The 26,043-nt window shown below is 72.1% G+C and carries 28 protein-coding genes and 1 tRNA gene; 14 read left to right on the plus strand and 15 right to left on the minus strand.

Features of this window, described 5'->3' with window-relative positions; all coding sequences use genetic code 11:
- Positions 1–45 precede the first annotated feature (45 nt).
- From AC3YNX_RS05940 to AC3YNX_RS05950, 3 genes are all read left to right on the plus strand, one after another.
- A complete protein-coding gene (locus AC3YNX_RS05940) occupies positions 46–1,311 on the plus strand; it encodes an aspartate kinase (protein ID WP_127781775.1) in 1,266 nt (421 codons plus the stop codon).
- Positions 1,308–2,363: an aspartate-semialdehyde dehydrogenase gene (locus tag AC3YNX_RS05945; RefSeq protein WP_489994884.1), complete on the plus strand. Its 1,056-nt coding sequence runs from the start codon at positions 1,308–1,310 to the stop codon at positions 2,361–2,363. The genes AC3YNX_RS05940 and AC3YNX_RS05945 overlap by 4 nt, the downstream gene beginning before the upstream one ends.
- Positions 2,364–2,436: 73 nt before the next feature.
- On the plus strand, positions 2,437–2,874 hold the full coding sequence (locus AC3YNX_RS05950) for a Fur family transcriptional regulator (RefSeq protein ID WP_127781777.1): 438 nt from the start codon (positions 2,437–2,439) through the stop codon (positions 2,872–2,874).
- Here the strand turns inward: AC3YNX_RS05950 and AC3YNX_RS05955 are convergent.
- The 3 genes from AC3YNX_RS05955 to AC3YNX_RS05965 are packed head-to-tail and all read right to left on the minus strand — an operon-like array spanning position 2,871 to position 6,070.
- Positions 2,871–3,530, minus strand: a complete 660-nt coding sequence (locus AC3YNX_RS05955) for an NADPH-dependent FMN reductase (RefSeq protein ID WP_489994885.1) — start codon at positions 3,528–3,530, stop codon at positions 2,871–2,873. The two genes, AC3YNX_RS05950 and AC3YNX_RS05955, sit on opposite strands and share 4 nt — an antisense overlap.
- Before the next feature lie 58 nt (positions 3,531–3,588).
- Positions 3,589–5,442 (minus strand): alpha/beta hydrolase family protein, encoded by a 1,854-nt coding sequence (locus AC3YNX_RS05960; RefSeq protein WP_489994886.1) that lies wholly within the window; start codon positions 5,440–5,442, stop codon positions 3,589–3,591.
- 55 nt (positions 5,443–5,497) lie between these two features.
- Positions 5,498–6,070: a dihydrofolate reductase family protein gene (locus tag AC3YNX_RS05965; RefSeq protein ID WP_489994887.1), complete on the minus strand. Its 573-nt coding sequence runs from the start codon at positions 6,068–6,070 to the stop codon at positions 5,498–5,500.
- A gap of 128 nt (positions 6,071–6,198) precedes the next feature.
- Here AC3YNX_RS05965 and AC3YNX_RS05970 point away from each other — a divergent pair, with 128 nt between their 5' ends.
- A complete protein-coding gene (locus tag AC3YNX_RS05970; protein ID WP_489994888.1) occupies positions 6,199–7,029 on the plus strand; it encodes a hypothetical protein in 831 nt (276 codons plus the stop codon).
- Between the two features lie 59 nt (positions 7,030–7,088).
- On the opposite strand, the gene AC3YNX_RS05975 is transcribed toward AC3YNX_RS05970, so the two are convergent.
- The 3 genes from AC3YNX_RS05975 to AC3YNX_RS05985 all read right to left on the minus strand — a co-directional run bounded on the left by AC3YNX_RS05975 (position 7,089) and on the right by AC3YNX_RS05985 (position 8,856).
- Positions 7,089–7,165: transfer RNA gene (locus AC3YNX_RS05975), tRNA-Pro, on the minus strand.
- 67 nt (positions 7,166–7,232) lie between these two features.
- Positions 7,233–7,907 (minus strand): TetR/AcrR family transcriptional regulator, encoded by a 675-nt coding sequence (locus AC3YNX_RS05980; RefSeq protein WP_489982446.1) that lies wholly within the window; start codon positions 7,905–7,907, stop codon positions 7,233–7,235.
- On the minus strand, positions 7,867–8,856 hold the full coding sequence (locus tag AC3YNX_RS05985; RefSeq protein WP_127781782.1) for a metallophosphoesterase: 990 nt from the start codon (positions 8,854–8,856) through the stop codon (positions 7,867–7,869). Before AC3YNX_RS05985 ends, AC3YNX_RS05980 begins: the two co-directional genes overlap by 41 nt.
- Positions 8,857–8,901: 45 nt before the next feature.
- Here AC3YNX_RS05985 and AC3YNX_RS05990 point away from each other — a divergent pair, with 45 nt between their 5' ends.
- The gene (locus AC3YNX_RS05990; RefSeq protein ID WP_127781783.1) at positions 8,902–9,372 is read left to right on the plus strand and encodes a GatB/YqeY domain-containing protein; all 471 of its coding nucleotides are present in this window, start codon (positions 8,902–8,904) and stop codon (positions 9,370–9,372) included.
- Between the two features lie 106 nt (positions 9,373–9,478).
- Here the strand turns inward: AC3YNX_RS05990 and AC3YNX_RS05995 are convergent, their stop codons facing one another.
- Positions 9,479–11,824: a penicillin-binding protein gene (locus AC3YNX_RS05995; RefSeq protein WP_127781784.1), complete on the minus strand. Its 2,346-nt coding sequence runs from the start codon at positions 11,822–11,824 to the stop codon at positions 9,479–9,481.
- Between the two features lie 297 nt (positions 11,825–12,121).
- Between AC3YNX_RS05995 and AC3YNX_RS06000 the strand changes: the two genes are divergently transcribed.
- The gene (locus tag AC3YNX_RS06000; protein WP_346773859.1) at positions 12,122–12,439 is read left to right on the plus strand and encodes a WhiB family transcriptional regulator; all 318 of its coding nucleotides are present in this window, start codon (positions 12,122–12,124) and stop codon (positions 12,437–12,439) included.
- A 40-nt stretch (positions 12,440–12,479) separates the two neighbouring features.
- On the opposite strand, the gene bagB is transcribed toward AC3YNX_RS06000, so the two are convergent.
- Together bagB and bagA are read right to left on the minus strand one after the other, a co-directional pair.
- A complete protein-coding gene (gene bagB / locus AC3YNX_RS06005) occupies positions 12,480–13,697 on the minus strand; it encodes an ATPase BagB (protein ID WP_489994889.1) in 1,218 nt (405 codons plus the stop codon).
- A complete protein-coding gene (gene bagA, locus AC3YNX_RS06010) occupies positions 13,694–14,758 on the minus strand; it encodes an ATPase BagA (RefSeq protein ID WP_489982448.1) in 1,065 nt (354 codons plus the stop codon). The genes bagB and bagA overlap by 4 nt, the downstream gene beginning before the upstream one ends.
- Between bagA and sp36 the strand changes: the two genes are divergently transcribed.
- The 4 genes from sp36 to AC3YNX_RS06030 are packed head-to-tail and all read left to right on the plus strand — an operon-like array spanning position 14,757 to position 17,056.
- A complete protein-coding gene (gene sp36, locus AC3YNX_RS06015) occupies positions 14,757–14,921 on the plus strand; it encodes a Sp36 family protein (protein WP_127781787.1) in 165 nt (54 codons plus the stop codon). The two genes, bagA and sp36, sit on opposite strands and share 2 nt — an antisense overlap.
- 12 nt (positions 14,922–14,933) lie before the next feature.
- Positions 14,934–15,413 (plus strand): RidA family protein, encoded by a 480-nt coding sequence (locus AC3YNX_RS06020; RefSeq protein WP_127781788.1) that lies wholly within the window; start codon positions 14,934–14,936, stop codon positions 15,411–15,413.
- A 42-nt stretch (positions 15,414–15,455) separates the two neighbouring features.
- On the plus strand, positions 15,456–16,271 hold the full coding sequence (locus tag AC3YNX_RS06025) for an NUDIX hydrolase (RefSeq protein ID WP_489994890.1): 816 nt from the start codon (positions 15,456–15,458) through the stop codon (positions 16,269–16,271).
- Positions 16,268–17,056 carry an MBL fold metallo-hydrolase gene (locus tag AC3YNX_RS06030; protein WP_127781790.1) on the plus strand — a complete coding sequence of 263 codons (789 nt, stop codon included), beginning with the start codon at positions 16,268–16,270 and terminating at the stop codon, positions 17,054–17,056. Before AC3YNX_RS06025 ends, AC3YNX_RS06030 begins: the two co-directional genes overlap by 4 nt.
- A 116-nt stretch (positions 17,057–17,172) precedes the next feature.
- On the opposite strand, the gene AC3YNX_RS06035 is transcribed toward AC3YNX_RS06030, so the two are convergent.
- From AC3YNX_RS06035 to AC3YNX_RS06045, 3 genes are all read right to left on the minus strand, one after another.
- Positions 17,173–17,868 (minus strand): dienelactone hydrolase family protein, encoded by a 696-nt coding sequence (locus AC3YNX_RS06035; protein ID WP_127781791.1) that lies wholly within the window; start codon positions 17,866–17,868, stop codon positions 17,173–17,175.
- 113 nt (positions 17,869–17,981) lie between these two features.
- A complete protein-coding gene (locus AC3YNX_RS06040; RefSeq protein WP_127781792.1) occupies positions 17,982–18,668 on the minus strand; it encodes a Crp/Fnr family transcriptional regulator in 687 nt (228 codons plus the stop codon).
- A gap of 114 nt (positions 18,669–18,782) precedes the next feature.
- Positions 18,783–19,067: a hypothetical protein gene (locus AC3YNX_RS06045; RefSeq protein ID WP_489994891.1), complete on the minus strand. Its 285-nt coding sequence runs from the start codon at positions 19,065–19,067 to the stop codon at positions 18,783–18,785.
- Positions 19,068–19,235: 168 nt separating this feature from the next.
- Here AC3YNX_RS06045 and nth point away from each other — a divergent pair, with 168 nt between their 5' ends.
- Genes nth through AC3YNX_RS06065 form a run of 4 tightly spaced genes read left to right on the plus strand, consistent with a single transcriptional unit; the run spans position 19,236 to position 22,454 of the window.
- On the plus strand, positions 19,236–19,925 hold the full coding sequence (gene nth, locus AC3YNX_RS06050; RefSeq protein ID WP_127784574.1) for an endonuclease III: 690 nt from the start codon (positions 19,236–19,238) through the stop codon (positions 19,923–19,925).
- The gene (locus AC3YNX_RS06055) at positions 19,922–20,578 is read left to right on the plus strand and encodes a TlpA disulfide reductase family protein (protein ID WP_127781793.1); all 657 of its coding nucleotides are present in this window, start codon (positions 19,922–19,924) and stop codon (positions 20,576–20,578) included. Before nth ends, AC3YNX_RS06055 begins: the two co-directional genes overlap by 4 nt.
- Positions 20,575–21,273 (plus strand): NUDIX hydrolase, encoded by a 699-nt coding sequence (locus tag AC3YNX_RS06060; RefSeq protein WP_489982452.1) that lies wholly within the window; start codon positions 20,575–20,577, stop codon positions 21,271–21,273. The genes AC3YNX_RS06055 and AC3YNX_RS06060 overlap by 4 nt, the downstream gene beginning before the upstream one ends.
- Positions 21,270–22,454 (plus strand): MarP family serine protease, encoded by a 1,185-nt coding sequence (locus tag AC3YNX_RS06065; RefSeq protein ID WP_127781795.1) that lies wholly within the window; start codon positions 21,270–21,272, stop codon positions 22,452–22,454. Before AC3YNX_RS06060 ends, AC3YNX_RS06065 begins: the two co-directional genes overlap by 4 nt.
- A gap of 26 nt (positions 22,455–22,480) precedes the next feature.
- Here AC3YNX_RS06065 and AC3YNX_RS06070 read toward each other — a convergent pair whose 3' ends face one another.
- The 3 genes from AC3YNX_RS06070 to acs all read right to left on the minus strand — a co-directional run bounded on the left by AC3YNX_RS06070 (position 22,481) and on the right by acs (position 25,979).
- On the minus strand, positions 22,481–23,413 hold the full coding sequence (locus AC3YNX_RS06070) for an alpha/beta fold hydrolase (protein ID WP_489982453.1): 933 nt from the start codon (positions 23,411–23,413) through the stop codon (positions 22,481–22,483).
- A 1-nt stretch (position 23,414) separates the two neighbouring features.
- Positions 23,415–23,879, minus strand: coding sequence for a phage holin family protein (locus AC3YNX_RS06075; protein WP_127781797.1), 465 nt, complete (start codon positions 23,877–23,879; stop codon positions 23,415–23,417).
- A gap of 138 nt (positions 23,880–24,017) precedes the next feature.
- On the minus strand, positions 24,018–25,979 hold the full coding sequence (gene acs / locus AC3YNX_RS06080; RefSeq protein ID WP_127781798.1) for an acetate--CoA ligase: 1,962 nt from the start codon (positions 25,977–25,979) through the stop codon (positions 24,018–24,020).
- Between the last annotated feature and the right edge of the window lie 64 nt (positions 25,980–26,043).

Below are 26,043 nucleotides of genomic sequence, written 5' to 3' on the forward strand. Positions count from 1 at the left end.
CCCGGACATTCACCCTGAGCTCGACCATTCCAGGAGGTTGACGGCGTGGCGCTCGTCGTGCAGAAGTACGGCGGATCATCGGTCGGCAGCGCCGAGCGGATCCGACGCGTGGCCGAGCGGATCGTCGACCGGAAGAAGGCTGGCGACGACGTGGTCGTGGTGGTGTCCGCCATGGGCGACACCACCGACGAGCTCCTCGACCTCGCCCGCCAGGTGTCCCCGGTGCCCCCGGCCCGCGAGATGGACATGCTGCTCACCTCTGGCGAGCGCATCTCCAACGCGCTGGTGGCCATGGCCATCCACTCCCTCGGTGCCGAGGCCCGCAGCTTCACCGGCTCCCAGGCCGGCGTCATCACCGACGGCTCGCACGGCAAGGCCCGCATCATCGACGTCACCCCGGGCCGGGTCCGCGCCGCGCTGGACGAGGGCTCGATCGTGCTGGTCGCCGGGTTCCAGGGCGTGAGCCAGGACAGCAAGGACGTCACCACCCTGGGACGCGGCGGGTCGGACACCACCGCCGTGGCGCTGGCCGCAGCGCTGGAGGCCGACGTCTGCGAGATCTACACCGACGTCGACGGCGTGTTCTCCGCCGACCCGCGCATCGTCCCGGACGCCAAGCGCCTCGAGTCCGTCACCTACGAGGAGATGCTGGAGATGGCCGCGGCGGGCACCAAGGTGCTGATGCTGCGCTGCGTGGAGTACGCCCGGCGCTACAACGTTCCCGTGCACGTGCGTTCCTCCTACTCGACCAAGCCGGGCACCGTGGTGTCCGGATCGATTAAGGACATTCCATTGGAGCAGGCAATTCTCACCGGCGTCTCGCACGACCGGTCCGAGGCCAAGGTCACCGTCGTCGGTCTGCCGGACAGCCCCGGCAAGGCCGCGCAGGTCTTCCGTGCCGTCGCCGACGCCGAGATCGACATCGACATGGTGCTGCAGAACATCTCCGGCGCCTCCACCGGAACCACCGACATCACCTTCACGCTGCCGCGCAGCGACGGCCCCACCGCCGTGGAGAAGCTGACCAAGCTGCAGGCGGAGATCGGCTTCACCCAGGTGCTCTACGACGACCACGTGGGCAAGGTGTCGCTGATCGGGGCCGGCATGCGCAGCCACCCCGGCGTCACCGCCACCTTCTGCGAGGCGCTGGCCAAGGCGGGGGTGAACATCGACATCATCTCCACCTCGGAGATCCGCATCTCGGTGCTGTGCAAGGACACCCAGCTCGACGACGCGGTGCAGGCCATCCACGGCGCCTTCGAGCTGGGCGGCGAGGACGAGGCCGTGGTCTACGGGGGCACGGGCCGATGAGCGCCCACGACTCGGGTGCCGGCCTGCGCGTCGGCGTGGTCGGCGCCACCGGGCAGGTCGGTGCCGTGATGCGCCGGCTGCTGGACGAGCGTGACTTCCCGCTGGCCGAGCTGCGCTTCTTCGCCTCCGCGCGCTCGGCGGGCACCAAGCTGCCGTGGCGGGACGGGGAGATCGTGGTGGAGGACGCGGCCACCGCCGACCCCAGCGGGCTCGACGTGGCGCTGTTCTCCGCCGGAGCCACCACCTCCCGGGCGCAGGCACCGCGCTTCGCCGCTGCCGGCGTCACCGTGGTGGACAACTCCTCGGCGTGGCGCCGTGACCCCGAGGTGCCGCTGGTGGTCAGCGAGGTCAACCCGCAGGACCTGCAGAACCTGCCCAAGGGCATCATCGCCAACCCCAACTGCACCACCATGGCCGCCATGCCGGTGCTCAAGGTGCTGCACGACGAGGCCGGTCTGCGCCGCCTGGTGGTCAGCACCTACCAGGCGGTCTCCGGCAGCGGCCTGTCCGGCGTCGCCGAGCTGGAGTCGCAGGTGCAGGCCGTGGCGGCCGACGCCGCGCAGCTCACCCACGACGGTGGCGCGGTGGAGTTCCCCGCCCCGGACAACTACGTCGCCCCGATCGCGTTCAACGTGCTGCCCATGGCCGGCAAGCTGGTCGACGACGGCTCCTTCGAGACCGACGAGGAGCAGAAGCTGCGCCACGAGAGCCGCAAGATCCTCGGCATCCCCGAGCTGCTGGTGTCCGGCACCTGCGTGCGGGTCCCGGTGTTCACCGGCCACTCGCTGTCCATCAGCGCGGAGTTCGACCGGCCGCTGTCGGTGGAGCGGGCGCGGGAGCTGCTGGCTGACGCTGCGGGAGTGCAGCTGGTCGACGTGCCCACCCCGCTGGCTGCCGCCGGCGGCGACGTGAGCCTGGTCGGCCGGGTGCGCCAGGACGAGGGCGTGCCCGACGGGCGGGGACTGACCCTGTTCGTCAGCGGCGACAACCTCCGCAAGGGTGCCGCGCTGAACACCGTGCAGATCGCGGAGCTGCTCGCTGCCGCAGGCTGAACCGCCCCCCCGGGGGGTGTGGACCGTGAGGACAGACTTGCACGGTTCCAGAGAGACGCGGACACTCGGGCAGATGGACCTGCAAACCGCTCACCTCGACCCTCGCGCCATGCTGCGCCAGGTGGGGCTGCGGGTGACCGCTCCCCGGGTGGCGGTGCTGACCGCGCTGCAGGAGCACCCGCACTCGACCGCCGACATGGTGGCCTCGTGGGTGCGTGAGGCACATGGTCGCGTCTCCACCCAGGCCGTCTACGACGTGCTGCGGGTCTGCGTGCAGCACGGACTGGTCCGACGCATCGAGCCGGCCGGGTACCCGGCGCTGTACGAGACCAGGGCCGGGGACAACCACCACCACCAGGTGTGCCGGTCCTGTGGTGCGATCGCCGACATCGACTGTGCCACCGGCGCGGCGCCCTGCCTGACACCCTCGGAGGACCACGGCTTCGTCGTGGACGAGGCAGAGCTGGTCTTCTGGGGCTGCTGCGCCGCCTGCCAGGCTGCGAAGGTCTAGCGCCCTGCCTCGCTGCCCAGCGGCCGGCCCGGCTGCTGCCGGGCGAAGCCGACCACCTGGGCGGCCAGCAGCCCCAGGTTGTTCGCCACGGTGGCGTCGCTGACTCCGCCGTCGTCGTCGAAGCGGGCGACGGCGGAGTTCACGGCCGCCCCCAGCGGGGTGGGCCAGCCGCGCAGCGCGTGCACCACCGACCGCAGCGCGGTCAGCGTGGTGACCGAGGCCTGCCAGCCGTAGGCGGTGGCCACGCAGCCCACCGCCCGCCCGTCCAGGTAGGGGCGGGCGTCCTGGCGCAGGTCCTCCACGTAGTCCAGGGCGTTCTTGACCAGACCGGAGATCGTCCCGTGGTAGCCGGGGCTGGACAGCACCACGCCGTCGGCCTCGCGCACCGCGTCCACCAGGGCGCGGGCGGCGTCGGTGCGCTCGGTGAGGGCGGGATCGTAGAACGGCATCACCAGGTCGGTGCCGGTGACGACGGTGGTCTCCGCGCCCAGCTCGCGCGCGGCGGCCAGCACCACCCGCAGGGCCCGCTCGCTCTGCGACCCGCTGCGGGTGGAACCGCCGATGCCCACGATCCTCAGTGGCGCCTGGATCTGCGACGCCTGGTTCTGCGGTGTGCTGCTCTGTGGTGTGCTGCCCTGGGCCACGCTGGTCCCCACTCGCCCGGTGCTGACCAGGGAACCACACCGCGGAGGCCGCCGACAGGTGTGAGCCGGGTCAGCCGAGGCCGAGCACCCGCCGGGCGAAGTCCACCTCGGTGGCCACGTGCTGCACCAGCTCGGCCACCACCAGCGACCCGTGCCCGGCGTCGTAGCGGACCATCTCGTAGCGCTTGCCGCCGGCAGCCAGGCCGTCCAGGTAGTTGTCCACCTGGCGGATGGGGCAGCGCGGGTCGTTCTCGCCGGCCAGGATCAGCACCGGGGCGCGCACCGCGTCGACGTAGGTCAGCGGGGAGCACTCGGCGTAGAGCTCGGGCAGCTCCTCGGGGGAGCCGCCGAACAGCGCGCGGTCGTAGGCGCGCAGCGGCTCCATCTCGTCGGCGAAGGCCGCCAGGTAGTCGGCCACCGGCACGCCCGCGATGACTGCCGCCCACCGGTCGGGCTGGGTGCCCGCGGCCAGCAGGCTCAGGTAGCCGCCCCACGACCAGCCCTCCACCACGCACCGGTCCGGGTCGGCCAGCCCGGAGGCCACCGCCCAGTCCTGCACGGCCGCGACGTCGGCCAGCTCGGTGAGGCCGGGACGTCCCTCGATGGCGTCGCGCCAGGCGCTGCCGTAGCCGGTGGAGCCGCGGTAGTTCACGTGCACCACCGCGAACCCGGCGTCCAGCCAGGTGGCCCGCATCGCGGAGTAGCGGTCCTCGTCAGCAGCGTGCGGCCCGCCGTGCAGGCTGAACACGGTGGGCAGCGGGCCGTCGGCGCCGGCCGGGCGGGCCACGAGGGCGTGCACGTCGCCCACCCAGGCGTCCTCCAGCGGCTGCGAGGCGGGCGCGGGGTCGGCGTCGGGCGGGGTGAGCAGCACGGCGTCGGTGCCGTCGGCGTAGCGCACCCGCACCATGGACGGCTGGGCGGCGCTGGACCAGGAGTACTCCACCGAGGCGTCCGGGCGGGCGTCGGCGCCGCCGATGCTGCCGGGCGGGGTGTCCAGGTCCGACAGCGCACCGGTGATGAGGTCGTAGCGGTGCAGCGTGGAGCGGCCGGCGTGGGTGTGCACCACCACCAGGGCGGTGGCGTCGAGGTAGAAGTCGCCGCTGAGGTCGCCCGGCAGGTCGATGGCCAGCTCGGTCTGCTCGCCGGTGGCCACGTCCCAGATCACGAGCTCGTCGCGGCCCCGGCGCTCGTGGTTGACCAGCAGCCGGGTGTCGCCCTCCACCGGGGCGAAGGCGAGCGCGTCCACGCCCTTGCCCTCGCCGTCGTGCAGCTCGGCCACCGTCTCGGTCACCGAGCCGTCGGCGGCCAGCCGGAACACCCGCAGCGCGGGGTGGCGGGAGTCGCCGTGCTCGGAGTGGTGGATGGCCAGCAGCGTCTCGTCGCGCGAGAGCGCGCCGGTGCCCGCGTCCTGGGCGTGGGCGTAGACCACCTGGGTGGCTGCCGCGCGGGTGCGGTCCGCGGTGGCCCAGATGGTGGTGCCCTCGTCGGTCGAGGCGGCGATGGCGGTGATCTTGCTGCCCAGCTCCAGCCCCGCCGGGTACCCGGCGGTGGTGCCCGCGACCGCTTGCTGCGGGGTCCAGTCGGTGGGTCGGCCGGCGAAGGGCTCCGACACCCAGTGCCCGAACTCGTCGCCGTCGGTGTCGTCGAACCACCACACGTGGGCGCCGTCCGGGCTGATGGTCGCTCCGTGCGTGCCCGAGGGGCGGTCGGTGACCTGGCGACGCAGGTCGGTGAGCCGGTCCCAGGTGTAGATCTCCCAGGTCCCGGAGGCGTTGGAGGAGAACACGTTGCGGTCGGGAGCGTGCAGCGCCCAGTCCGGCAGGCTGATCCGCGGGGCGGTGAACCGGGCCCGCCAGCGTGCCTCGGCCGCGGGGTCGTCGAACAGGGTCTCGGGCACGGGTGCTGCGGGATGCTGGGTCGTCACCCCCGCGATGATGCCAGCCGCGATGCACCCCATCCCCGCGCAGTGCGGGAGCCGGTCAGCGGAGGACGTCCCAGACGTTCTTCTGCACACCGTTGGCGTAGACCTCGTGCTCGACGAGCGCCAGCTTCTGGGTGTCCTTGTCCGCCGCGCTGAAGAGCCGCTTGCCGGCTCCGAGCAGGAGCGGGAAGACGAGCAGGTGGTATCGATCCACCAGCCCGGCGTCGGAGAGAGCGTGGTTCAGCGACGCGCTGCCGTGGACGATGATCGGGCCGCCCTCGGTCTCCTTCAGCGCGGCGACCTCCTCGGGCGAGCGCAGGATCGTGGTCTCGCCCCAGCCTGACGCCAGCTGGTCCTCGGTCAGCGTGGTGGAGACGACGTACTTCGGCATCACGTTGTAGTCAGCGAAGTCCTCCATGTCGGGCCACACCGGACTGAACGCCTCGTAGCTGGTCCGGCCCAGCAGCATCGCGGTGGCTTCCTCCTGCTCCCGGCCCTTGATCTCGTACGCCTCGGGGAGGAACTCCACGTCCTTGAAGCTCCACCCGGCGTTGCGGTAGCCGGGTTCGCCGCCCGGGGCTTCCATGACGCCGTCGAGCGAGAGGAAGGCGGTGCTGATCAGGGCGCGCATGGGTGGTCCCTCCGTGTTGTCGTGTCCTCCTGCCCTTCTGACTGCGGCTGACCGGCAAACTCATCGGTCGCCGTCGGCTGTGGGCTGGCTCACCGGGGACGGTGGGTGGACCAGGCATGATGTGGCTCATGAGTCAGAGAACCGTTCTCCGTGGCACCGTCGTCCTGGCCTCCGGGGTGCTGGCCGCGGCCGTGCTGGCCGGCTGCGGGTCCGACACCAGCTCGCTGGACGGGGAGGGCCCCACCAGCGCCCTGCCCGCCACCACCCAGGACGCTGCGACGGCGACCGCCGCACCCAGCCCGGACGCCAGCAGCACCACGGCGGGCGTGCCCACGCCCACCGCGGCCGGCGAGGCCACCCCCGGCGCCCCGGCGACCGGTGGGTCCACCGGCACGGCAGCACCGGGCGCGGCTCCGGGCCCGGGTGGCACCGGGCCGGGTGGAGCCGGGAGCGCCGGCACCGGCAGTCCCGCAGCCCCGGCCGCTCCCCCGGCCAGTGGTCAGGCCGTCAGTGCCTACGCCAACCAGGTGTGCGGCGCGGTCACCCCGCTGTACTCGCTGAAGGAGCGCTACCAGAATCCCGACCTCTCCGGGATCACCAACGGACAGCAGGCCAAGGACCTCGCGGTGCGCATCCTGGGCGAGGCTGTCGCCCAGGGCAACGCCTCGCTCAGCGCGGTGAGCTCGCTCGGCCCCGCCCCGGACGCCCAGTCCGCCGCGGGCATCGCCGGCTTCGCCCAGGCCCTGCGCGCGGGCGTCGGATCCGCCCAGACGTACCTCGGCCAGGCTCGTGCGGTCGACCCCAACAACCCGCTGGCCCTGGTCAGCCTGGCGCAGCAGGCCCGGCAGCAGGTGCAGACCACCGCGAGCTCTGGGGTGGCGTCACTGCGCTCGGGCAGCAGCCCGGCGATGCTCTCGGCGCTGCGGGCCAGCCCCGGCTGCTCCGCCCTGGGTCTGTAGCCAGCAGAAACAGCAGAGGCCCTGGCCGGCGAACCGGCTAGGGCCTCTGCGTACTGCACTGGTCGGGGTGACAGGATTTGAACCTGCGCCCTCTTCGTCCCGAACGAAGCGCGCTACCAAGCTGCGCCACACCCCGGTGCGGCTCGCCAAGTCTAGCGGATGTTCCTGGCGTCGTTGACCGGGTACCCCCTAGACGGTCCGCCCTACGACGTGGCGGCCGGCTCTTCCGGCCAGCGCCGCTCGATCTCCTCGAGCGTGGTGCCGTAGATCGCCCCGACCCAGATGCGCAGCAGGGCGTCCGCCGCGTCCTCGGGGGCCACCGTGGGGTGGGCCACGCCGTACCAGCGGATCAGGGTCGACTCGGTGAGCAGCGTCAGGGCCTGGGCGACCAGGTCGGCGTTGCACTCCGGGGCACGGCCGGCGGCGATCTCCTCGCGGATGCGCCCGGCGGTGGCTGCAGCGAAGCGATCCTCCACCTCCGTGCGGCCCTCCTTGATGGCGGTCTCGTGGTAGGAGGCCTCCACCAGCGCGTTGATCAGCGTGCCGTGCTCGCGGTACAGCGCGACCAGGCCCTCGATGGCCTGGCGGGAGATGGTGGCGGGGCTGCCCTCCCCGGCCAGCCACTGCGCGCGGTCGCTGCGCTCGGCCAGGGTCACCGTCACCGCCGCACCCAGCTGGGCCAGCAGGTCGAGCCGGTCGGTGAAGTGCACGTAGAACGAGGGGCGGGACAGCGTGGTGCACGCCATCACCCGGTCGATCGTCAGGTCGTGCCAGGGGTTGTCGCGAAGAAACTCCTCGGCGCCCGCCAAGATCTCCTTGCGCGCGTCTTCCGGCGCCCTACGGCGCCGCACCTTCGTGGGGCGCTGCTGAGGAGTCACCGTTGAAGTGTAGATCGTCAATAGCGCTCTGCCCCGCATGCGCAGCTCCACCTCGCGAGGCGGGAACCAGGGTGAGCAGGCTCGCCTCGGGGCGGCACGCGAAGCGCACCGGCGCGTAGGGCGAGGTGCCCAGCCCGGCGGAGACGTGCAGCCAGGTGTGCGCCCCCCAGTGCGAGGCACCCTTGGCCCGGCTGCTGTCCAGCTCGCAGTTGGTGACCAGGGCACCGTGGAAGGGGACGCACAGCTGCCCGCCGTGGGTGTGCCCGGCCAGCACCAGGTCGTACCCGTCGGTGGCGAAGGCATCCAGCACGCGGGGCTCGGGGGAGTGCGTCAGGCCCAGCCGCAGCTCCACCTCGGTGGGAGCCCGGCCGGCGATGGTGGCGTACCGGTCACGCTCGATGTGCGGGTCGTCCACCCCGGCGGCGGCGACGCGCACCCCGGCCACCTCGAGCTCGCGGCGCACGTGGGTGAGGTCCAGCCAACCGCGCTCGGTGAACGCCGCCCGCAGGTCCTGCCAGGGCAGCGCGACACCGTGCACCCGCTTGTGGTTGGTGCGGAAGTACTTGAACGGGTTCTTCGGCTGCGGCCCGAAGTAGTCGTTGCTGCCGAAGACGAACAGGCCGGGCCGGTCGAGCAGCGGTCCGAGGGCCTGCACCACGGCGGGCACCGCGCTGGGGTGGGCGAGGTTGTCGCCGGTGTTGACCACCAGGTCGGGGTTGAGCTCGTCGAGGGCGCGCACCCACGCCTGCTTGCGGCGCTGGTTGGGCATCATGTGCAGGTCGGACAGGTGCAGCACCCGCAGGGTCGGCGACCCCGGGTCCAGCACGGGCAGGGTGACCTCGCGCAGCGCGAAGGCGTTGCGCTCGATGCCCGCGGCGTAGCCGACGCCTGCGGCGACGGTTCCTGCGGCGGCCAGGGCGACTAGCGGGGTGCGGGAGCTGGGGGACACACCTTTAGGGTACGACGCCCCCTTTGCCGCGTAACGTCAGAGCACATGGCAGAGCTGAAGCAACGCATCAAGGCAGACCTCACGACGGCGATGAAGGCCAAGGACGCGCTCACCGTGTCCACGCTGCGAATGGTGCTCTCGGCGCTGCAGTACGAGGAGGTGTCGGGCAAGCAGGCCCGCGAGCTCACGGACGAGGACGTGCTGCGGGTGCTGGCGCGGGAGTCCAAGAAGCGCGGCGAGTCGGCCGAGGCGTTCGACGGGGCCGGGCGAGGCGAGCTGGCGGACAAGGAGCGCGCCGAGGCGCAGGTGATCGACGCCTACCTGCCCACCCAGCTCAGCGACGCCGAGGTGGACGACGTGGTGGCGCGCGCGGTGGCAGCGGTGGCGGAGACCACCGGGGAGCAGCCCGGGCAGCGCCAGATGGGGCAGGTCATGAAGGAGGCCGGCGCGCTGGCCGCGGGCCGGGCCGACGGCAAGCGGCTCTCCGCCGCGGTGCGGGCGGCGCTGGCGGGCTGAGACGCGACCGGCGGACCTCCGCCGGGACCCGAGAACCGCCGAGGGCAGAGACGACGCGAGGCGCGTCCCCAGTGGGGACGCGCCTCGCGTGGCGTTCGGGGACGGCCTAGCCGGGCGGGATGCCCGGGATGACCACGCCGGGCGGCAGCACGATCGGCGGCACTCCCGGCACCGGAACCTGGATGGTCTGCTGGGGAGCAGACCCACCCGAGCCGCTCGAGCCACCCGGGGACGACGATGCCGACCCGGGGGCCGACCCGGGTGCCGGCGACGTCGACCGGCCGGAGGGGGCCTGCCCGGTGCTCACCGACAGGGTGACCGTCGAGCCGGGCTGGGCGGTGCCGGTGACGCTCTGGTCCACCACGGTGCCCTTGGTGGAGCCGTTGGGCTGATCGGTCTGGGCCACCTTGAAGCCAAGATCGGTGAGCCGCTTGGACGCGTCGCCGACGGTCAGGCCCTTGACGCTGGGCACGGCGCCCTTGCCGCTGCCGTTCAGGTACTTCTCGTCCACCGGGGGCAGCACCACGGGCCCGTAGTTGAGGGCGATCGGCTTCATCGCCGCGAACCAGGTGCGCGCGGGTTCCTGACCACCGGTGAGGTCGGGCTTGACGCAGCTGCGCAGCGGGTCGTGGCAGATGCCGCCCGGGTTGCCGGAGTCGTCGAACACCAGGTTGGCCCCGGCCAGGGTGTTGGTGAAGCCGAGGAACGCTGAGGAGTACTCGCGGTCGGTGGTGCCGGTCTTGGCTGACATCGGCAGGTCCCAGCCGACGGTCTTGGCCGCACCCGCCGCGGTGCCGATGGTGTCGTCCTTGCTCATCGCGTTGGCCAGGGCGTGCGCCAGGCCGGGCTCGACCACCTGCTCGCAGGCGGGGGAGCTGACCTTGACCGGCTGCCCCTTGGAGTCGGTGATCGAGTCGATCGGGTTGGGCGGGCACCACACCCCGCCGGAGGCGATGGTGGCCGCCACGTTGGCCATCTCCAGCGGGTTCACCTGCACCGGGCCCAGGGTGAAGGACGCGGAGCCCTCCGCCTTCAGCTTCTCCGCGATGGAGATGTTCGGGGTGGCCGGGCTGGCGGGGGTGGTGGCGTAGGAGCGCAGGCCCAGCTTCACCGCCATGTCCACCGTCGGGGCGACGCCGGTGGCGGCGATCAGCTTGACGAAGGCGGTGTTGGGGGAGAAGGCCAGGGCGTCGGTCACCGTGTACTTCAGCTTGTAGGACTCGTTGTAGTTCTTGACGCAGTAGTCCTTGCTGCCGTCCTCGCAGCCACCCACGCCCACCCCGCTGACCCGCACGGTCTGCGGCGAGTCGAGCACGGTGTTGATGCCCATGCCCTGCTCCATCGCGGCAGCCGTGGTGAACACCTTGAAGATCGATCCCGCGCCGTCGCTCTCCAGCGTGTGCGTCTGCGGGAAGGAGGTCTCCTTCCGGGCGGAGTCCAGGCCGTAGGTACGGCTGCTGGCCATCGCCAGCACCTTGTGGTCGGTCTGGCCCGGCTGGATGATGTTCATGACGCTGGAGATCTTGGGCAGGTCGGCCGGGGCGAACTTGTTCACCGCCGCCTTGGCCGAGGCCTGCACCACCGGGTCGAGCGTGGTCTTGATGGTGTAGCCGCCCTTGTTCACCTGGTCCGGGCTGATGCCGGCGTCGGCGAGGTAGTCCACCACGTACTTGCAGAAGAACCCGTTGCTGGCCGAGTCGCCCACGCCCATGCACCCGTTGTTGGTGCTGTTGGGCTTGGGCAGCACCCCCAGCGGGGAGGCCTTGGCGGCAGCGGTGTCCTGGGCGTTGAGCACGCCGTTGGTCTGCATGGTGTCCAGCACGACGTTGCGGCGAGCCAGCACGGCCTCGGGGTTGGTGTAGGGGGTGACCGAGCTGCGCTGCACCATCCCGGCGAGCATGGCGGCCTGCGGGACCTTGAGGTCCTTGGCGTCCACGCCGAAGTAGGTCTGTGCCGCCGACTGGATGCCGTAGGCCCCGGAGCCGAAGGGCACCAGGTTCAGGTACCGGGTGAGGATCTCCTCCTTGCCCAGCTCCTTGTCCAGGGCCAGGGCGATCCGGATCTCCTTGAGCTTGCGTGCCGAGGTCGCCTCGGTGGCCTCCTGGCGCTCGGCGTCGTTCTGGGCCACCACCAGCAGCATGTAGTTCTTCACGTACTGCTGGGTGAGCGTCGAGGCGCCCTGCTGGGTCTCGCCCGAGGAGGTGTTGGTGAGGAAGGCGCGGAAGGTTCCCCGCCAGTCCACGCCCTGGTGGTCGAAGAAGCGCCGGTCCTCGACGGACACGATGGCCAGCTTCATCGCGTCGGAGATCTGGTCCGCCTCGACCACGGTGCGCCGGCCGGCCGGGTCGTAGAGGTAGGCGATGGGGTTGCCCTGGTTGTCGAGCATCGTGGTCGTCTGGGGCGCCTCACCTTGGGCTAGCTCGGTGGAGACGCTGTCGACGGTGTCACTCATCTTGTTCGAGAGCAGGCCCGCGCCGCCCACGGCAGGGAAGAGCAGACCTGCGAGCAGGACCCCCGCGATGAGACAGCAGCCGGCGAGCCTGACAAAGGGATTAGCTGGAGCCACAGGCACAGGGTACGCAAGGACCCTGGCAAAGCAGGGATCTCACCCTCAGGGGACTACCGAATGGCGAGCGTCACTGCGACACTGTGGAACCCAGGTGGTTAGCGATGCGTCACACACGCCTGGGTGCCGCAGGGGAGCGGCGGGCGCAGATCGACACAGGTAGTTGACGAGGGGGGATCAGCTGTGCGGAGACCAGAGCAACCGTTGGCCGGCGACGAGCGCGCGGCGTGGACGGCCCAGGCGGCGTGCACCGGGGTCGACCCGGAGGAGCTGTTCGTGCAGGGCGCCGAGCAACGGGCGGCCAAGGCGATCTGCCGGCCCTGCCCGGTGCAGCTGGAGTGCCTGGCCGACGCCCTCGACCACCAGGTGCCCTTCGGCGTGTGGGGCGGACTGACCGAGCGAGAGCGCCGCGCCCTGCTCAAGGCTCGGCCGGACGTGCGCTCGTGGCGCGAGCACCTGGAGCGGGTCGAGGCCGGCCACCCCGTGGCTCAGGTCGGCTAGCCCAGGTCGGCTGGCCCAGCCCGTACCGGGCTGGGCTGGGCTAGCCGGCCCCGGTGAGCTCGTCGCCCAGCGCGCGCAGCGCGTCCAGGTCAGCCACCTCGAAGGGCAGGGCGGGCACGCCGATCAGCGGCACCCTCGGGTGGGCGTGGGTGAACCGGCTGAGCAGGTGCACCTCCCGCTCGGCGGTCACCGCCTGGTCGGCGTGCACCCGCAGCGCACCGGCGGCCAGGGCGTTGTCCCCGGTCTTCTCCAGCGTGCCGGCGGCCTCCTCGGCCAGCGCGGGGCTGAGCTCCACCAGGGTGGGATGGGTGCGGTTGAGCACCAGCCCCACCAGCGGCATGTTCTCGGTGGAGAGCCGGTCGACGAAGTACGCGGCCTCGCGCAGGGCGTCGGGCTCGGGTGCGGAGATCACCATGAACGCGGTGCCCGGACGGCGCAGCAGCTCGTAGGTGGCCTTGGATCGCTCACGGAAGCTGCCGAACATCGTCTCGAAGGCCTGCACGAAGGCGGCGGCGTCGTTGAGCATCTGTCCGCCGATGATGGTGGACACCCCCTTGGCGGCCAGGCCCACCGCGCCGCCCACCACCTTGCGCAGCCCCAACCCGCCGGCGCGGGCGGGGGCGGAGAGCAGCCGGATCATCCGGCCGTCCAGGAACGCCGAGAGCCGCTGCGGGGCGTCGAGGAAGTCCAGCGCCGAGCGCGAGGGCGGGGTGTCGACCACGATGAGGTCCCACTGCCCGGAGGCCGCCAGCTGGCCCAGCTTCTCCATGGCCATGTACTCCTGCGTCCCGGAGAACGAGGTGGCGATGGTCTGGTAGAAGGGGTTGGACAGGATGGCCTCGGCCCGGCCGGGCTCGGCGTTCTCCAGCACCATCTCGTCGAACGTGCGACGCATGTCCAGCATCATCGCGTGCAGCTCACCGCCGTGCTCGGGCTCGTCGTCCTTGTCGCCGGTGAGGGCCACCCGCTGCGGGGTGTTGGTCAGCTCGGCCACACCCAGGGCCTGAGCCAGCCGCCGCGCGGGGTCGATGGTCAGCACCACCGCGCGGCGGCCCTGCTCGGCAGCGCGCAGCGCCAGCGCGGCCGCGGTGGTGGTCTTGCCGACGCCGCCGGCACCGCACACCACGATGACCTTCGTCTTCTCGTTGGCCAGCAGCGCGCCCACGTCCAGCAGCCCCGACCCTGCGGCGGTGGCCTCGATGGCCGTGGTGTTGGTGGCGGCGGCGTTGGTGGGCACCGGGGCCTTCTTGGCGCTCATCGCACACCCTGCTCAGCGAGAACCTCGGCGAGCTCGTACAGGGCACCGAGATCCACCCCGTCGGCCAGCGCGGGCAGCTCCACCATCTCGGCTCCTGCCTTGGCCAGCCGAGCTCGACTGGCCTGCTCGGTGCGCACGCGCAGGGCGTGCTGCACGGTCTGGGTGACCAGCCCCGCGATGTCGTCGTCGCTGAGCTTGATGCCGGCGACGTCCAGCCCGGCGCGCAGGGCCTCGGTGTCCACCGCTCCGTCGGCCGCGGCCTGCAGGGCGTCCTCGGGCAGCTCGTGGGCCTTGGCGCGGTTGACGATCACCGCGCCGGTGCGCAGGTCGGCCGCCCGCAGCTCCTCGAGCGCGTCCAGGGTCTCCTGCACGGGCAGCTCCTCCAGCAGCGTCACCAGGTGCACCACCGTCTGGTCGGAGTGCAGCAGCTCGATGACGCCCTCGCTCTGCGCGCGGATGGGACCGCTCTTGGCCAGGTCGGCCATGGCCCGGGTGACGTCGAGGAAGTTGACCACCCGGCCGGTCGGTGGCGCGTCGACGACCACCGCGTCGTAGGTGCGGCGCCCGTTCTTCTCGGTGCGCACCACGCACTCCTTGATCTTGCCGGTGAGCAGCACGTCGCGCAGGCCCGGCGCCAGGGTGGTGGCGAACTCGATGGCACCCACCCGGCGCATCGCCCGGCCGGCGAAGCCGAGGTTGTAGAACATGTCGAGGTACTCCAGCAGAGCCGTCTCGACGTCGATGGCCAGTGCGCGCACCTCGCCGCCGTCGGCCGCCACCGCGATCCGCTTCTCCTCGTGGGGCAGCGGGGGCGTGTCGAACATCTGCGCGATGCCCTGCCGCCCCTCCACCTCCACCAGCAGCACCTTGCGCCCGCCCGCGGCGAGGGCCAGGGCGAGGGAGGCCGCCACAGTGGACTTTCCGGTTCCGCCCTTGCCGGAGACCACGTGCAGGCGGGCCTGGGCGGCTGCGGCGGGCCAGTGGGTCTCGGCGGCCGCAGCAGTAGTCGTGTCGGTTGCAGGCACGCGCAGCACTCTATGCGCGCCGTACAGTGAGCGCATGACCACCTGGGAATACGCCACAGTTCCGCTGCTCACGCACGCCACCAAGCAGATTCTCGACCAGTGGGGTGCCGACGGCTGGGAGCTCGTCGCGGTGCTGCCCGGGCCCACCGGCGAGCAGCACGTCGCCTACCTCAAGCGCCCGCGCTCCTCCCAGGGCTGAGCGGGCACCCCGATGGCTGACTGGTCCACCCGGCTGTCCTTCCTCGGCATCACCCTCCCGCCGGTCGCGGCGCCGGTGGCGGCCTACGTGCCCGCGGTGCGCTCGGGCAGCCTCGTCTACACCTCCGGCCAGCTGCCCTTCGTCGACGGCGCCCTCGCCGGCACCGGCAAGGTCGGCGACGCGGTGAGCCCCGAGCAGGCCAAGGAGCTCGCCCGGGCCTGCGCCCTCAACGCGCTGGCGGCTGTGCACGCCCTCGTGGGCATCGACTCCGTGGTGCGGGTGGTCAAGGTCGTCGGCTTCGTCGCCTCCGCCGAGGGCTTCACCGGCCAGCCCGGCGTGGTCAACGGTGCCTCGGAGCTGCTGGGCGAGGTCTTCGAGGAGGCCGGCCAGCACGCCCGCTCCGCCGTGGGGGTGGCCGAGCTGCCGATGAACGCCCCCGTCGAGGTGGAGCTCGTCGTCGAGGTGCTGGCGCCGGCCGCCGTGCTCGTCTGATGCTGTGACGACGGCGACACCGCCGGACGTAGCATCACGAAGGTGACCTCACCAGACGCTGCTCCGGCAACCCCGCTGCGGGACGCCTCCACCATTGCGCTGGTGCGAGACACCGATGCCGGCATGGAGGTCTTCCTCCTGCACCGCACCACCGCGATGGCCTTCGCCGGCGGGATGACGGTGTTTCCCGGTGGTGGTGTGGACGCGCGCGACGAGGAGACCGACCTCGGCTGGGTGGGACCGCCGCCGAGCTGGTGGGCCGAGCGCTTCCGCTGCCCGGAGAGCACGGCAGCCGCCTTGGTGTGTGCAGCCGTGCGGGAGACCTTCGAGGAGTGCGGCGTGCTGCTCGCCGGCCCCACGGCCGACACCGTCGTCGCCGACACCTCCGGCTACGGGCCGGCCCGGCAGGCGCTGGTGGACCGCGAGCTGTCGTTCGCGCAGTTCCTCGCCCGCGAAGGGCTGGTGCTGCGCGCCGACCTGGTGCGTCCCTGGTCCAACTGGATCACCCCCGAGGCGGAGACCCGCCGCTACGACACCCGCTTCTTCGTGGCCGCCATGCCGCAGGGGCAGATCGCCGACGGCGTGACCACCGAGGCCTCCGACGCCGGCTGGCAGCGGCCACAGGACGCCATCGCCGACTGGCAGCAGGGCCGGCGGGGACTGCTGCCTCCCACCTGGTCCACGCTCCGGGAGCTCGACGCCTGCGGCGACGTGGCCGGGGTGCTCGGCGCGGAGCGCGACCTGGACCCGGTGGCCCCCAGGCTGGTGTCGGACGGCACCGCGGTGCGCATCGAGTTTCCCGGCGGGGACGACTACCCGGTGGGCCTCGGTCGCCAGTCGGCCCAGGACGCGTCATGAGCCTGGTGCACCCGGCGTACGGGCAGCTGCGACAGGTGACCCCCAGCGCGGCGGTGCTGCTCTGCGAGAACCCCTCGGTGATGACCCTGGAGGGCACCAACACCTGGGTGCTGCGCGCGCCCGGCTCCGAGCAGTGCGTGGTGGTGGACCCCGGACCGGACGACGAGGCGCACTTGCGGCGGGTGGCGGCGGTCGGTGACGTGGTGGCCACGGTGCTCACCCACGGCCACGTCGACCACGCCGCGGGAGCCAAGCGGTTCGCCGAGCTGACCGGCTCCGTGGTGCGCGCGGTGGACCCCGCGCTGCGGCTGGGCTCGGAGGGTCTCGCGGAGGGGGACGTGGTGGCCGCCGCGGGGGTGGAGCTGCGGGTGCTGGCCACTCCGGGCCACACCGCGGACTCGGTGTGCCTGGTGCTCGACGGCGACGGCGAGCGCGGCAGCGTCATCACCGGGGACACGGTGCTCGGCCGCGGTACCACGGTGATCGCGCCGCCGGACGGTGCGCTGGGCCCGTACCTGGAGTCGCTGCGGATGCTGGCCGAGCTGCCCGAGGGGGCCACCGTGCTGCCCGGGCACGGGCCCGACCTGCCCGACGCCCGTGCCGCGGTGCAGTACTACCTGGCCCACCGCGAGGAGCGCCTCGAGCAGGTGCGCGGCGCGCTGCAGACGCTGGGCGCCGACGCCACGCCCCGGCAGGTGGTGGAGCTGGTGTACGCCGACGTGGACCAGACGCTGTGGCCGGCGGCGGAGTGGTCGGTGCGGGCCCAGCTGGACTACCTGCGCTAGCGGACGGGGACTGGGCGCGGGCCCTGCACGCACCACCGCCGCCCGCGGGGTGCGGACGGCGGTGGGTAGCGGTTGCAGACGCAGCCGGGCGCGCTTGGTGGTACTTGCAGACGCCCCTAGCCGAGCTCGGCGTGCAGCGCGTCCAGGGTGCGGTCCCAGGCCAGCTTGGCCTTGTCGGCGTCGTAGGTGCCCATCAGGTTCTCGTCGTTGAAGAACGCGTGCCCGGCGTCGTAGCGGTAGAACTCCGGGGCGCGACCGCTGCCCTCGGTGATCTTGGCCTCCAGCTCGCCCAGCGCCTCCTCGGAGATCATCTGGTCGTGGGTGCCGAAGTGGCCGACCATCCGGGCGGTGAGGTTGGTGAAGTCCGGCTCGGTCTGCAGGATGCCGTAGAAGGGCACGGCCACGGCGATCTTGTCGCCGAGCTGCGCCGCCATCGAGATGACGAAGCCACCGCCCATGCAGAAGCCGACCACGCCGACCTTGTCGGAGGTGACGGCGTCGTTGCCCAGCAGGAAGTCCACCGCACCGGAGAGGTCACGGGCGGCCTGGTCCACGGGCAGCTTCTGCATCAGCTCGCCGGCCTCGTCGGCGTCATGGGCGGTGGCACCGCCGTAGAGGTCGGGTGCCAGCGCCACGAAGCCCGCTGCGGCCAGCCGGTCGGTCACGTCCGCGATGTGGGTGGTCAGGCCCCACCACTCCTGGATCACGATCACACCGGGGCCGCTGCCCGACTCCGGGAGCTTCAGGTAGCCGTGGGCGGTCGAGCCGTTGCTCGGAAAGGTGACGTTCTGCACGGGGTTCTCAGCTGTCATGTGCCCAATGAGAGCACGGGTGGTGCGGTGGTGCCGAATGCCCTGGGTGGCGGGCGCGGCCCGACCGGGAGCCTGAGCGGGGGTGGTGCTCACCGGCTCCCGGACGTCAGCGGCTAGCGCGCGCGGCGAGCCAGGCGCTCGGGGTCGGAGATGAGCACGCTCTTGCCCTCAAGGCGCAGCCAGCCGCGCTGGGCGAAGTCGGCGAGGGCCTTGTTGACCGTCTCGCGGGAGGCGCCGACCAGCTGGGCGATCTCCTCCTGGGTGAGGTCGTGGGTGACCCGCAGCGCGCCAGCCTCCTGGGTGCCGAAGCGCTGGGCCAGCTGCAGCAGGGCCTTGGCGACGCGGCCGGGGACGTCGGTGAAGATGAGGTCCGCCAGGTTGTTGTTGGTGCGGCGCAGCCGGCGGGCCAGCACGCGCAGCAGCTGCTCGGCGATCTCCGGGCGCTGGGTGATCCAGGACTTCAGCGCGGAGCGGTCCATGCTCACCGCGCGCACCTCGGTGACCGTGGTGGCGCCGGACGTGCGGGGGCCGGGGTCGAAGATCGACAGCTCACCGAACATGTCCGAGGGGCCCATGATGGTCAGCAGGTTCTCGCGGCCGTCCGGCGAGCGCCGACCGATCTTCACCTTGCCCGAGATGATGATGTAGAGCCGGTCGCCAGGCTCACCCTCGTTGAAGATGGTGTGACCGCGGGGGAAGTCCACCGGCTGCAGCTGATGCGTCAGCGCCTGCACCGCTGCGGGCTCGACGCCCTGGAAGATGCCCGCCCTGGCGAGCACCTCGTCCGTGTCCGTGTCCACTACCACTCCTCTTTCGATCACCAGCCGCACAGGTTTTGCCCGGGTGCGCGCCGACGTTGATGCCGGGACCAACCATCTTAGTGCGCTGATGTCACTGGCATCACACCACGTCGGTCAGTGGGATTGCGCACCCAGCCCGGTCGCGGTGGCCGCGACCTTGGCCTTGCGACGGCGCGCCCGACGGCCCGCCCGGCGACGGCGAATGCGGAAGACGTCCATGCTGCGCGGCAGCCCCTCGCGGACAAAGGTGTTGACCTCGTCGTCGCTCGCCTGGGCGAAGAACTGCTCGAGGTCCTCACCACCCACGGAGCTGCGACGCAACCGCGACTCGACCCGCTCCATGGACAGCGCGAAGAACATCAGCAGCACCGGGAAGATGACAACAGCGAGGCCCTCCATGCTTGCGAGTATCCCCCATCTCACTGGCAGCTCTCCCGCGGAGGGCGCACGGTGACCGAGCCGTGACCCGCGGCGGCCACGGCTACGTACTGTGTGGCTGTGACGAGAGGACTGGCCCGCAGCCGCGCTGCGGAGACGCGGCTGGGGCTGGTGCGCCGAGCGCGCCGGATGAACAGGGCGCTGGGCGTGGCGTTCCCGCACGTCTACTGCGAGCTGGACTTCAGCACGCCGCTGCAGCTGGCGGTGGCCACCATCTTGTCCGCCCAGTGCACCGACAAGAAGGTCAACCAGGTGACGCCGGCGCTGTTCGCCCGCTACCCCGACGTGTACGCCCTGGCCGGGGCCGACCGCACCGAGCTGGAGGAGCTGATCCGCCAGACCGGCTTCTACCGCAACAAGGCGTCGTCGCTGCTCGGTCTGGCCCAGACGGTGGTGGAGCAGCACGACGGGGTGCTGCCGAGCACGCTGCCCGAGCTGGTGGCGCTGCCCGGCATCGGCCGCAAGACCGCGAACGTGATCTTGGGCAACGCCTTCGGGGTGCCGGGCATTACCGTGGACACCCACTTCGGACGGCTGGTGCGCCGCTGGGGCTGGACCGCCGAGGAGGACCCGGTGAAGGTGGAGCACGCCGTGGGCGCGCTGTTCGAGCGTCGGGACTGGACAGTGCTCTCGCACCGGGTGATCTTCCACGGCCGCCGGGTGTGCCACTCGCGCAACCCGGCGTGCGGGGTGTGTGTGCTGGCGGCTGACTGCCCCGCCTACGGCACCGGCCCGACCGATCCCGCCGCCGCCGCCAAGCTGGTGCGTGGGCCGGAGGCTGAGCACCTGCTGGCGCTCGCCGGGCAGCAGCCTGCATGACGCGACTGCGAGCCGCGCTGCTGAGCCCCACGGTGCGGTGGAACATCGTCGGCGTGGCCGTGGTGCTGGCCCTGGTGGCCGCGCTGTGGCCCCGGACCGACTCCGCGCCGGTGCCGGGCTCCGCCGGAACCCAGGCCACCCAGCAGCAAGACCCTGCCCGGCTCGCCGAGGTCGCGGCGGCCGCCAACCTCGACCCCTGTCCTGCCGCCGACGGCCCGCGCAGCACCGGCCCGCTGGCTGACCTGCGGCTGCAGTGCCTGGCCGGCGGGCAGACGGTGGACCTGGCCACCGCGCTGGGTGGACGACCGGCGGTGCTCAACCTGTGGGCCTGGTGGTGCGGCCCCTGCGCCAAGGAGCTGCCGGTGATGGCCGAGTTCGCCGCGCGAGCCGAGCCGGAGGTGGCGGTGCTGACCGTGCACAGCGACCCCAACCAGCTGCGCGGGCTGCAGGCGATGCGCGACTACGGGGTGCACCTGGCCTCGGTGCAGGACTCCCAGCAACGCCTGGGCGCGCTTGCCGGGGCGCCGGCGGCCTACCCCGTTACTGTGCTGCTGCGGGCGGATGGAACTGTCGCGCAAGTGCTCGCGGTCGCGTTCAGCAGTGTGGACCAGGTCGCCAGCGCAGTCGACCGGTGGTTGGGGGTGCAGGTATGACCGTGCGGCTGGCTGGGCCGGAGGTGCACGTTCCCCCGTTGCTCGAGGGGTTGCTGCGCACCCTGCAGGACGTGTCCATGGCCGACCTGACCCGGATGCGCACGCCGCCGGTCTCCGCGCGTCCCGCGGCGGTGCTCATGCTGTTCTCCGGTCACGACGTGGACGACGCCGACGTGCTGCTGCTGGAGCGCGCCAGCTCGATGCGCACCCACAGCGGCCAGGTGGCCTTCCCCGGCGGAGCCCTCGATCCCGGCGACGACGGACCGGTGGGCGCGGCGCTGCGCGAGGCGGAGGAGGAGACCGGCCTGGACGCCTCGGGAGTGCACCCGCTGGCCCTGCTGCCCGAGCTGAACGTCCCGCCATCGGGCTTCCGGGTCACCCCGGTGCTCGCACACTGGGCCCAGCCCAGCCCGGTCCGCGTGGTCGACCCTGCCGAGGCCGCCCGCGTGGAGCGCATCCCGCTGCGCACCCTGCTCGACCCGGCCAACCGCTTCCAGCTGCACCACCCCTCCGGCTACACCAGCCCCGCCTTCACCGTGGACGGGTTGCTGGTCTGGGGCTTCACCGGCGGTCTGCTGGCCACCCTGTCGTCGCTGGCCGGCTGGGACCGCCCCTGGGACACCGGCGACGTCCGTGACCTGGACACCGTGCTGCGGCGCACCGGCACCGACCCCGAGCCCGAGGTGACCGCGTGAACTGGGTGGACCTGCTGGTCATCGTGCTGGCGCTGCTGGCCGCGGCGTCGGGCTGGCGGCAGGGGGTGGCCGTCTCGCTGCTGGCCTTCGCCGGCGTGCTGCTGGGCGCGGTGGTCGGCCTGCGCCTGGCGCCCACCTTCGTGGAGATGGTGGACGGCGCCGCCGCCCGGATCGCCGTCGGTGTCGGCGTGGTGGTGATGCTCATCGCCGTGGGGGAGACCCTCGGGGTGCTGGTGGGGCGCACCATCCGCGGCACCATGCGCGTCGCCGCAGTGCGAGTGGTGGACAGCGCGCTGGGCGCGGCGGTGCAGGCGGCGGCCGTGCTCATCGCCGCGTGGCTGCTGGCGGTCCCGCTGGCCTCCGCCGGCGACGCCGACCTGGCCAGCGCGGTGCGTGACTCGCGGGTGCTCGGCGAGGTCAACGACGTGCTGCCCGACAGCGCTCAGCGGCTGCCCTCGGAGTTCGGCGACCTGCTGGACACCTCCGGGCTGCCCACTGTGCTCAGCCCGTTCGCCCGCACCCCCATCACCGAGGTGGAGGCCCCGGACACCGAGGTGCAGGCCAGCCAGGTGGTGCAGCGCACCCGGGCCAGCGTGCTCAAGGTGCGGGCCGCCGCGCCGTCGTGCTCGCGCGGCCTGGAGGGCACCGGGTTCGTGGTGGCCCCGCAGCGGGTGATGACCAACGCCCACGTGATCGCCGGGGCCAACAAGGTGGCGGTGGAGACCGCCGGCGGCCAGCTGTCGGCCACCGTGGTGCTCTACGACCCGCAGAGCGACCTCGCCGTGCTCGCCGTGCCGGGGCTCACGGCGCCGGTGCTCTCCCTGGCCCAGGAGCCGGCCACCACCGGGGAGTCGGCGATCGTGCTCGGCTACCCCCTGGACGGGCCCTACACCGCCACCCCGGCCCGGGTGCGCTCGGAGATCTCCCTGCGCGGGCCCAACATCTACGACGACTCCACCGTGGTGCGCGACGTCTACACCGTCCGCGGCCAGATTCGCAGCGGCAACTCCGGCGGGCCGATGATCGACACCAACGGCTTCGTGCTGGGGGTGGTGTTCGGCGCTGCCCTGGACAACGCCGACACCGGCTACGTGCTCACCGGCCCGGAGGTGCGCGACGAGGTGGCGGCCGCAGCGGGGCTGGACCGCCCGGTGGCCACCGGCACCTGCACCGCGTCCTGAGCCGGGAGCGCCGGGCCCGACCGGCGCTAGGGCAGTCGCTGCAGGAAGCCGGCCAGCAGCGCGTTGGTGCGCTCCGGGGCCTCCTGGTGCACGAAGTGGCCCACGCCCGGCAGCAGGTGGTAGTCGCGGTAGGGCGCCCACGGGCCGGACGCCGCTGCGGTCGCGGGCAGCAGGCAGGGGTCGAGCTCGCCGTGCAGCTGCAGCACGGGGATGGTCAGCGGCCGGTCCAGCTCCACGCTGAAGCGGTGGCCGTCGCTGCGCAGCTGGCTGCGCATGGCCCAGCGGTAGTACTCCATCGCGGAGTGCACCACCCCGGGCACCTGCATGGCCTGCTGGTTGCAGCGAGCCACCTCGGCGAACTCGGGGGAGGCGGCCCAGTCCGGACCGGACCACTCCCGCAGCACCCGTCCGATGGCGGCGGCGTCGTCGGCGGGCAGCGTGCGCTCCGGCCAGCGAGGCAGCTGGTAGGCGGCGGCGTGGCGCAGTGCCTTGGCCTGGGCGCCGCCGCTGCGCAGCGCCCGGCGCAGGGCCACCGGGTGCGGGGCCCCGAGCACGGCGAGCCCACGGACCAGCCGCGAGTGCAGGGTGGCGGTGGACCAGGCGATGAGCCCGCCCCAGTCGTGGCCGACCAGCACCGCGCTGGTCTCGCCCAGGGCCCGGATCAGCCCGGCGACGTCGCCGGCGAGGGTCCAGCCGTCGTAGCCGCGGGGCGGCTTGTCGGAGTCGCCGTAGCCGCGCAGGTCCACCGCGACCACGCGGGCACCCTGCTCGGCCAGCCCGGTCAGCTGGTGCCGCCAGCTCCACCAGAACTCCGGGAACCCGTGCAGCAGCAGCACCAGCGGGCCGGAGCCGTCACGGCCGTCAACCTCGGCGACGTGGAAGCGGATCCCGTTGGCGTGCACGTCGCGGTGCGTCCAGGGACCCTCGATCCGGACGCTGGAGGGATCCAGCGGGGACATCTCAGCTCGCGCGCTTGACGATCTTCGCGTTGTCCTTGATCGCGTCGATGGTCTTCTCGGGCTTGCGGACCTTGCGCACCTTGCGGTAGCCGAGCAGGCCGAACACCGCGGCCACCACGACCATGAGCGCGAAGACGATGCCGAAGGCGGCCGAGCGCGGCAGCCAGATGTCGATGACCTCGGCGATGGTGAAGAACAGGAAGAACGCGCTGAACAGCGCGACGGTGAGGGCGATGACGAAGAAGATGCTGCCCTGCACGCCCTTCTTGACCTCGGCGGTCACCTCCTGCTTGGCCAGCTCCACCTCGGCGCGCACCAGGGTGGAGACCTGCGCGGTGGCGTCCTTCACCAGCGTCCCGATGCTGGGGTTGCCCCGGTCGATCTCGGACAGCGGGATGGAGGCCACCGTGGTGGGCACTCCCTCTCCCGTGCTGCGTTGGCCGGTGCTGCGGTCGCTAGTGCTCAACTCGCCCCTCCACGTGCGTCTTGTGGGCGCCACGGCGCAAGGCCCGGCCACCGCTCGTCAGGGGTCATGGTGCCACGGTTGGTCGCGGACAAGCCGATCAGGCACTGCCCGCGACCAACCCGTGGTGTGCATCGCGGCTCAGGAGGGCTTGTTCAGTCCAGAGGAGATGAGGTCCATCACGGTGGAGTCGGCCAGTGTGGACACGTCGCCCACCTCGCGGTTCTCCGCGATGTCGCGCAGCAGCCGGCGCATGATCTTGCCGCTGCGGGTCTTGGGCAGCTCCGGCACCACCAGGACCTGGCGGGGCTTGGCGATGGGGCCGATCTCCTTGCCGACGTGGTTGCGCAGCTCGGCCACCAGCTCCTCGCCGCCGTCGTCCTGGCCGCCGCGCAGGATCACGAACGCCACGATGCCCTGCCCGGTGGTCTCGTCCGAGGCGCCCACCACGGCGGCCTCGGCCACGGCGTGGTGGCTGACCAGCGCCGACTCCACCTCGGTGGTGGAGATGCGGTGCCCGGAGACGTTCATGACGTCGTCCACCCGGCCGAGCAGCCAGATGGCGCCGTCGGTGTCGATCTTGGCGCCGTCCCCGGCGAAGTACCAGCCCTGCTCGGCGTAGCGCGACCAGTAGGTGTCCTTGTACCGCTCCATGTCTCCCCAGATGCCGCGGAGCATCGCCGGCCAGGGCTGGTCGAGCACCAGGTAGCCGGAGACCTCGCCGTCCTCGGCGTGCAGCACGTTGGCCTCCTCGTCCACCACGGCGGCGGAGATGCCGGGCACGGTGGCCATGGCGGAGCCGGGCTTGCAGGCGGTGACGCCGGGCAGCGGGGAGATCATGATGGCGCCGGTCTCGGTCTGCCACCAGGTGTCCACGATCGGGCAGCGGCCGCCACCGATCACCTCGTGGTACCAGAGCCAGGCCTCGGGGTTGATCGGCTCGCCCACGCTGCCCAGCACCCGCAGTGACGACAGGTCGTGGGCGTCGGGGATCTCGCGGCCCCACTTCATGAACGTGCGCACCAGCGTGGGGGCGGTGTAGTAGATGGAGACCTGGTACTTCTCCACGATGTTCCAGTGCCGGTGCTCGTCGGGGGAGTTGGGGGTGCCCTCGTAGACCACCTGGGTGGCACCGTTGCTGAGCGGTCCGTAGACGATGTAGGAGTGCCCGGTGACCCAGCCGATGTCGGCGGTGCACCAGTAGACGTCCTGGCCCGGCTTGTGGTCGAAGACGTAGTGGTGGGTGTACGACGTCTGCGTCAGGTACCCGCCGGAGGTGTGGATGATGCCCTTGGGCTTGCCGGTGGTGCCGGAGGTGTAGAGCACGAACAGCGGGTGCTCGGAGTCGAAGGCCTCGCAGGTGTGCTCGGGTGAGGCCTGTGCGACCGTCTCGTGCCACCACAGGTCACGGCCCTCGGTCCAGGCCACCTCGGAGTCGGTGCGGTTGACCACCAGCACGTGCTCGACCGACTTGGCTCCGTCCACCGCCTCGTCCACCGCGGCCTTGAGCGGGGCAGCCTTGCCGCGGCGCCACTGCCCGTCGGTGGTGATGACCAGGCGCGCTGCGGCGTCGTCGATCCGGGAGCGCAGCGCGCCGGCGGAGAACCCGGCGAACACCACGGAGTGGGTGAGGCCGAGCCGGGCGCAGGCCAGCATGGAGACGATGGCCTCGGGGATCATCGGCATGTAGATGGCCACCCGGTCGCCGGTGACCAGGCCCAGCTCGACGAAGGTGTTGGCGGCGCGGCTCACCTCGGCGAGCAGGTCGCGGTAGGTGATGTCGCGGGAGTCGCCGGGCTCGCCCTCCCAGTGGATGGCCACCCGGTCGCCGTTGCCGGCCTCCACGTGGCGGTCCACGCAGTTGTAGGCGACGTTGAGCTTGCCGTTGACGAACCACTTGGCCACCGGGGCGTCGGTCCAGTCCAGGACCTGCTCGAACGGCTCGTGCCAGTGCAGGCGCCGGGCCTGCTCGGCCCAGAAGGCGTCCCGGTCGGCGTCGGCCAGCGCCTGCAGCTCGGTGCCGGCGTTGGCCTGCGCGGCGAACTCGGGGGTCGGTGCGAACACCTCGGTCTCGGCGTGGGGGGTCTCAGCGCTGGGGGTCATGAGATCAACATATGCGTCGTGCGTCACACCGGCGACCGTAGGTGGGGGTGACGTGGCGCAACTC

The sequence above is a fragment of the Rhodococcus sp. Z13_19A genome (assembly GCF_058133575.1).

Bases quoted from the DNA above. Each gene is read 5' to 3' on its own strand.
- AC3YNX_RS05995 (WP_127781784.1), bottom strand. From the start codon at position 11,824: ATGAGTGACACCGTCGACAGCGTCTCCACCGAGCTAGCCCAAGGTGAG.
- bagB (WP_489994889.1), bottom strand. From the start codon at position 13,697: ATGAGCGCCAAGAAGGCCCCGGTGCCCACCAACGCCGCCGCCACCAAC.
- nth (WP_127784574.1), top strand. From the start codon at position 19,236: ATGAACAGGGCGCTGGGCGTGGCGTTCCCGCACGTCTACTGCGAGCTG.
- AC3YNX_RS05970 (WP_489994888.1), top strand. From the start codon at position 6,199: ATGAGTCAGAGAACCGTTCTCCGTGGCACCGTCGTCCTGGCCTCCGGG.
- AC3YNX_RS06045 (WP_489994891.1), bottom strand. From the start codon at position 19,067: ATGGAGGGCCTCGCTGTTGTCATCTTCCCGGTGCTGCTGATGTTCTTC.
- AC3YNX_RS06060 (WP_489982452.1), top strand. From the start codon at position 20,575: ATGACCGTGCGGCTGGCTGGGCCGGAGGTGCACGTTCCCCCGTTGCTC.
- AC3YNX_RS05965 (WP_489994887.1), bottom strand. From the start codon at position 6,070: ATGCGCGCCCTGATCAGCACCGCCTTCCTCTCGCTCGACGGCGTCATG.
- AC3YNX_RS06070 (WP_489982453.1), bottom strand. From the start codon at position 23,413: ATGTCCCCGCTGGATCCCTCCAGCGTCCGGATCGAGGGTCCCTGGACG.
- AC3YNX_RS06035 (WP_127781791.1), bottom strand. From the start codon at position 17,868: ATGACAGCTGAGAACCCCGTGCAGAACGTCACCTTTCCGAGCAACGGC.
- sp36 (WP_127781787.1), top strand. From the start codon at position 14,757: ATGACCACCTGGGAATACGCCACAGTTCCGCTGCTCACGCACGCCACC.
- AC3YNX_RS05945 (WP_489994884.1), top strand. From the start codon at position 1,308: ATGAGCGCCCACGACTCGGGTGCCGGCCTGCGCGTCGGCGTGGTCGGC.
- AC3YNX_RS05950 (WP_127781777.1), top strand. From the start codon at position 2,437: ATGGACCTGCAAACCGCTCACCTCGACCCTCGCGCCATGCTGCGCCAG.
- AC3YNX_RS06055 (WP_127781793.1), top strand. From the start codon at position 19,922: ATGACGCGACTGCGAGCCGCGCTGCTGAGCCCCACGGTGCGGTGGAAC.
- AC3YNX_RS05990 (WP_127781783.1), top strand. From the start codon at position 8,902: ATGGCAGAGCTGAAGCAACGCATCAAGGCAGACCTCACGACGGCGATG.
- AC3YNX_RS06020 (WP_127781788.1), top strand. From the start codon at position 14,934: ATGGCTGACTGGTCCACCCGGCTGTCCTTCCTCGGCATCACCCTCCCG.
- bagA (WP_489982448.1), bottom strand. From the start codon at position 14,758: ATGCGCTCACTGTACGGCGCGCATAGAGTGCTGCGCGTGCCTGCAACC.
- AC3YNX_RS06030 (WP_127781790.1), top strand. From the start codon at position 16,268: ATGAGCCTGGTGCACCCGGCGTACGGGCAGCTGCGACAGGTGACCCCC.
- acs (WP_127781798.1), bottom strand. From the start codon at position 25,979: ATGACCCCCAGCGCTGAGACCCCCCACGCCGAGACCGAGGTGTTCGCA.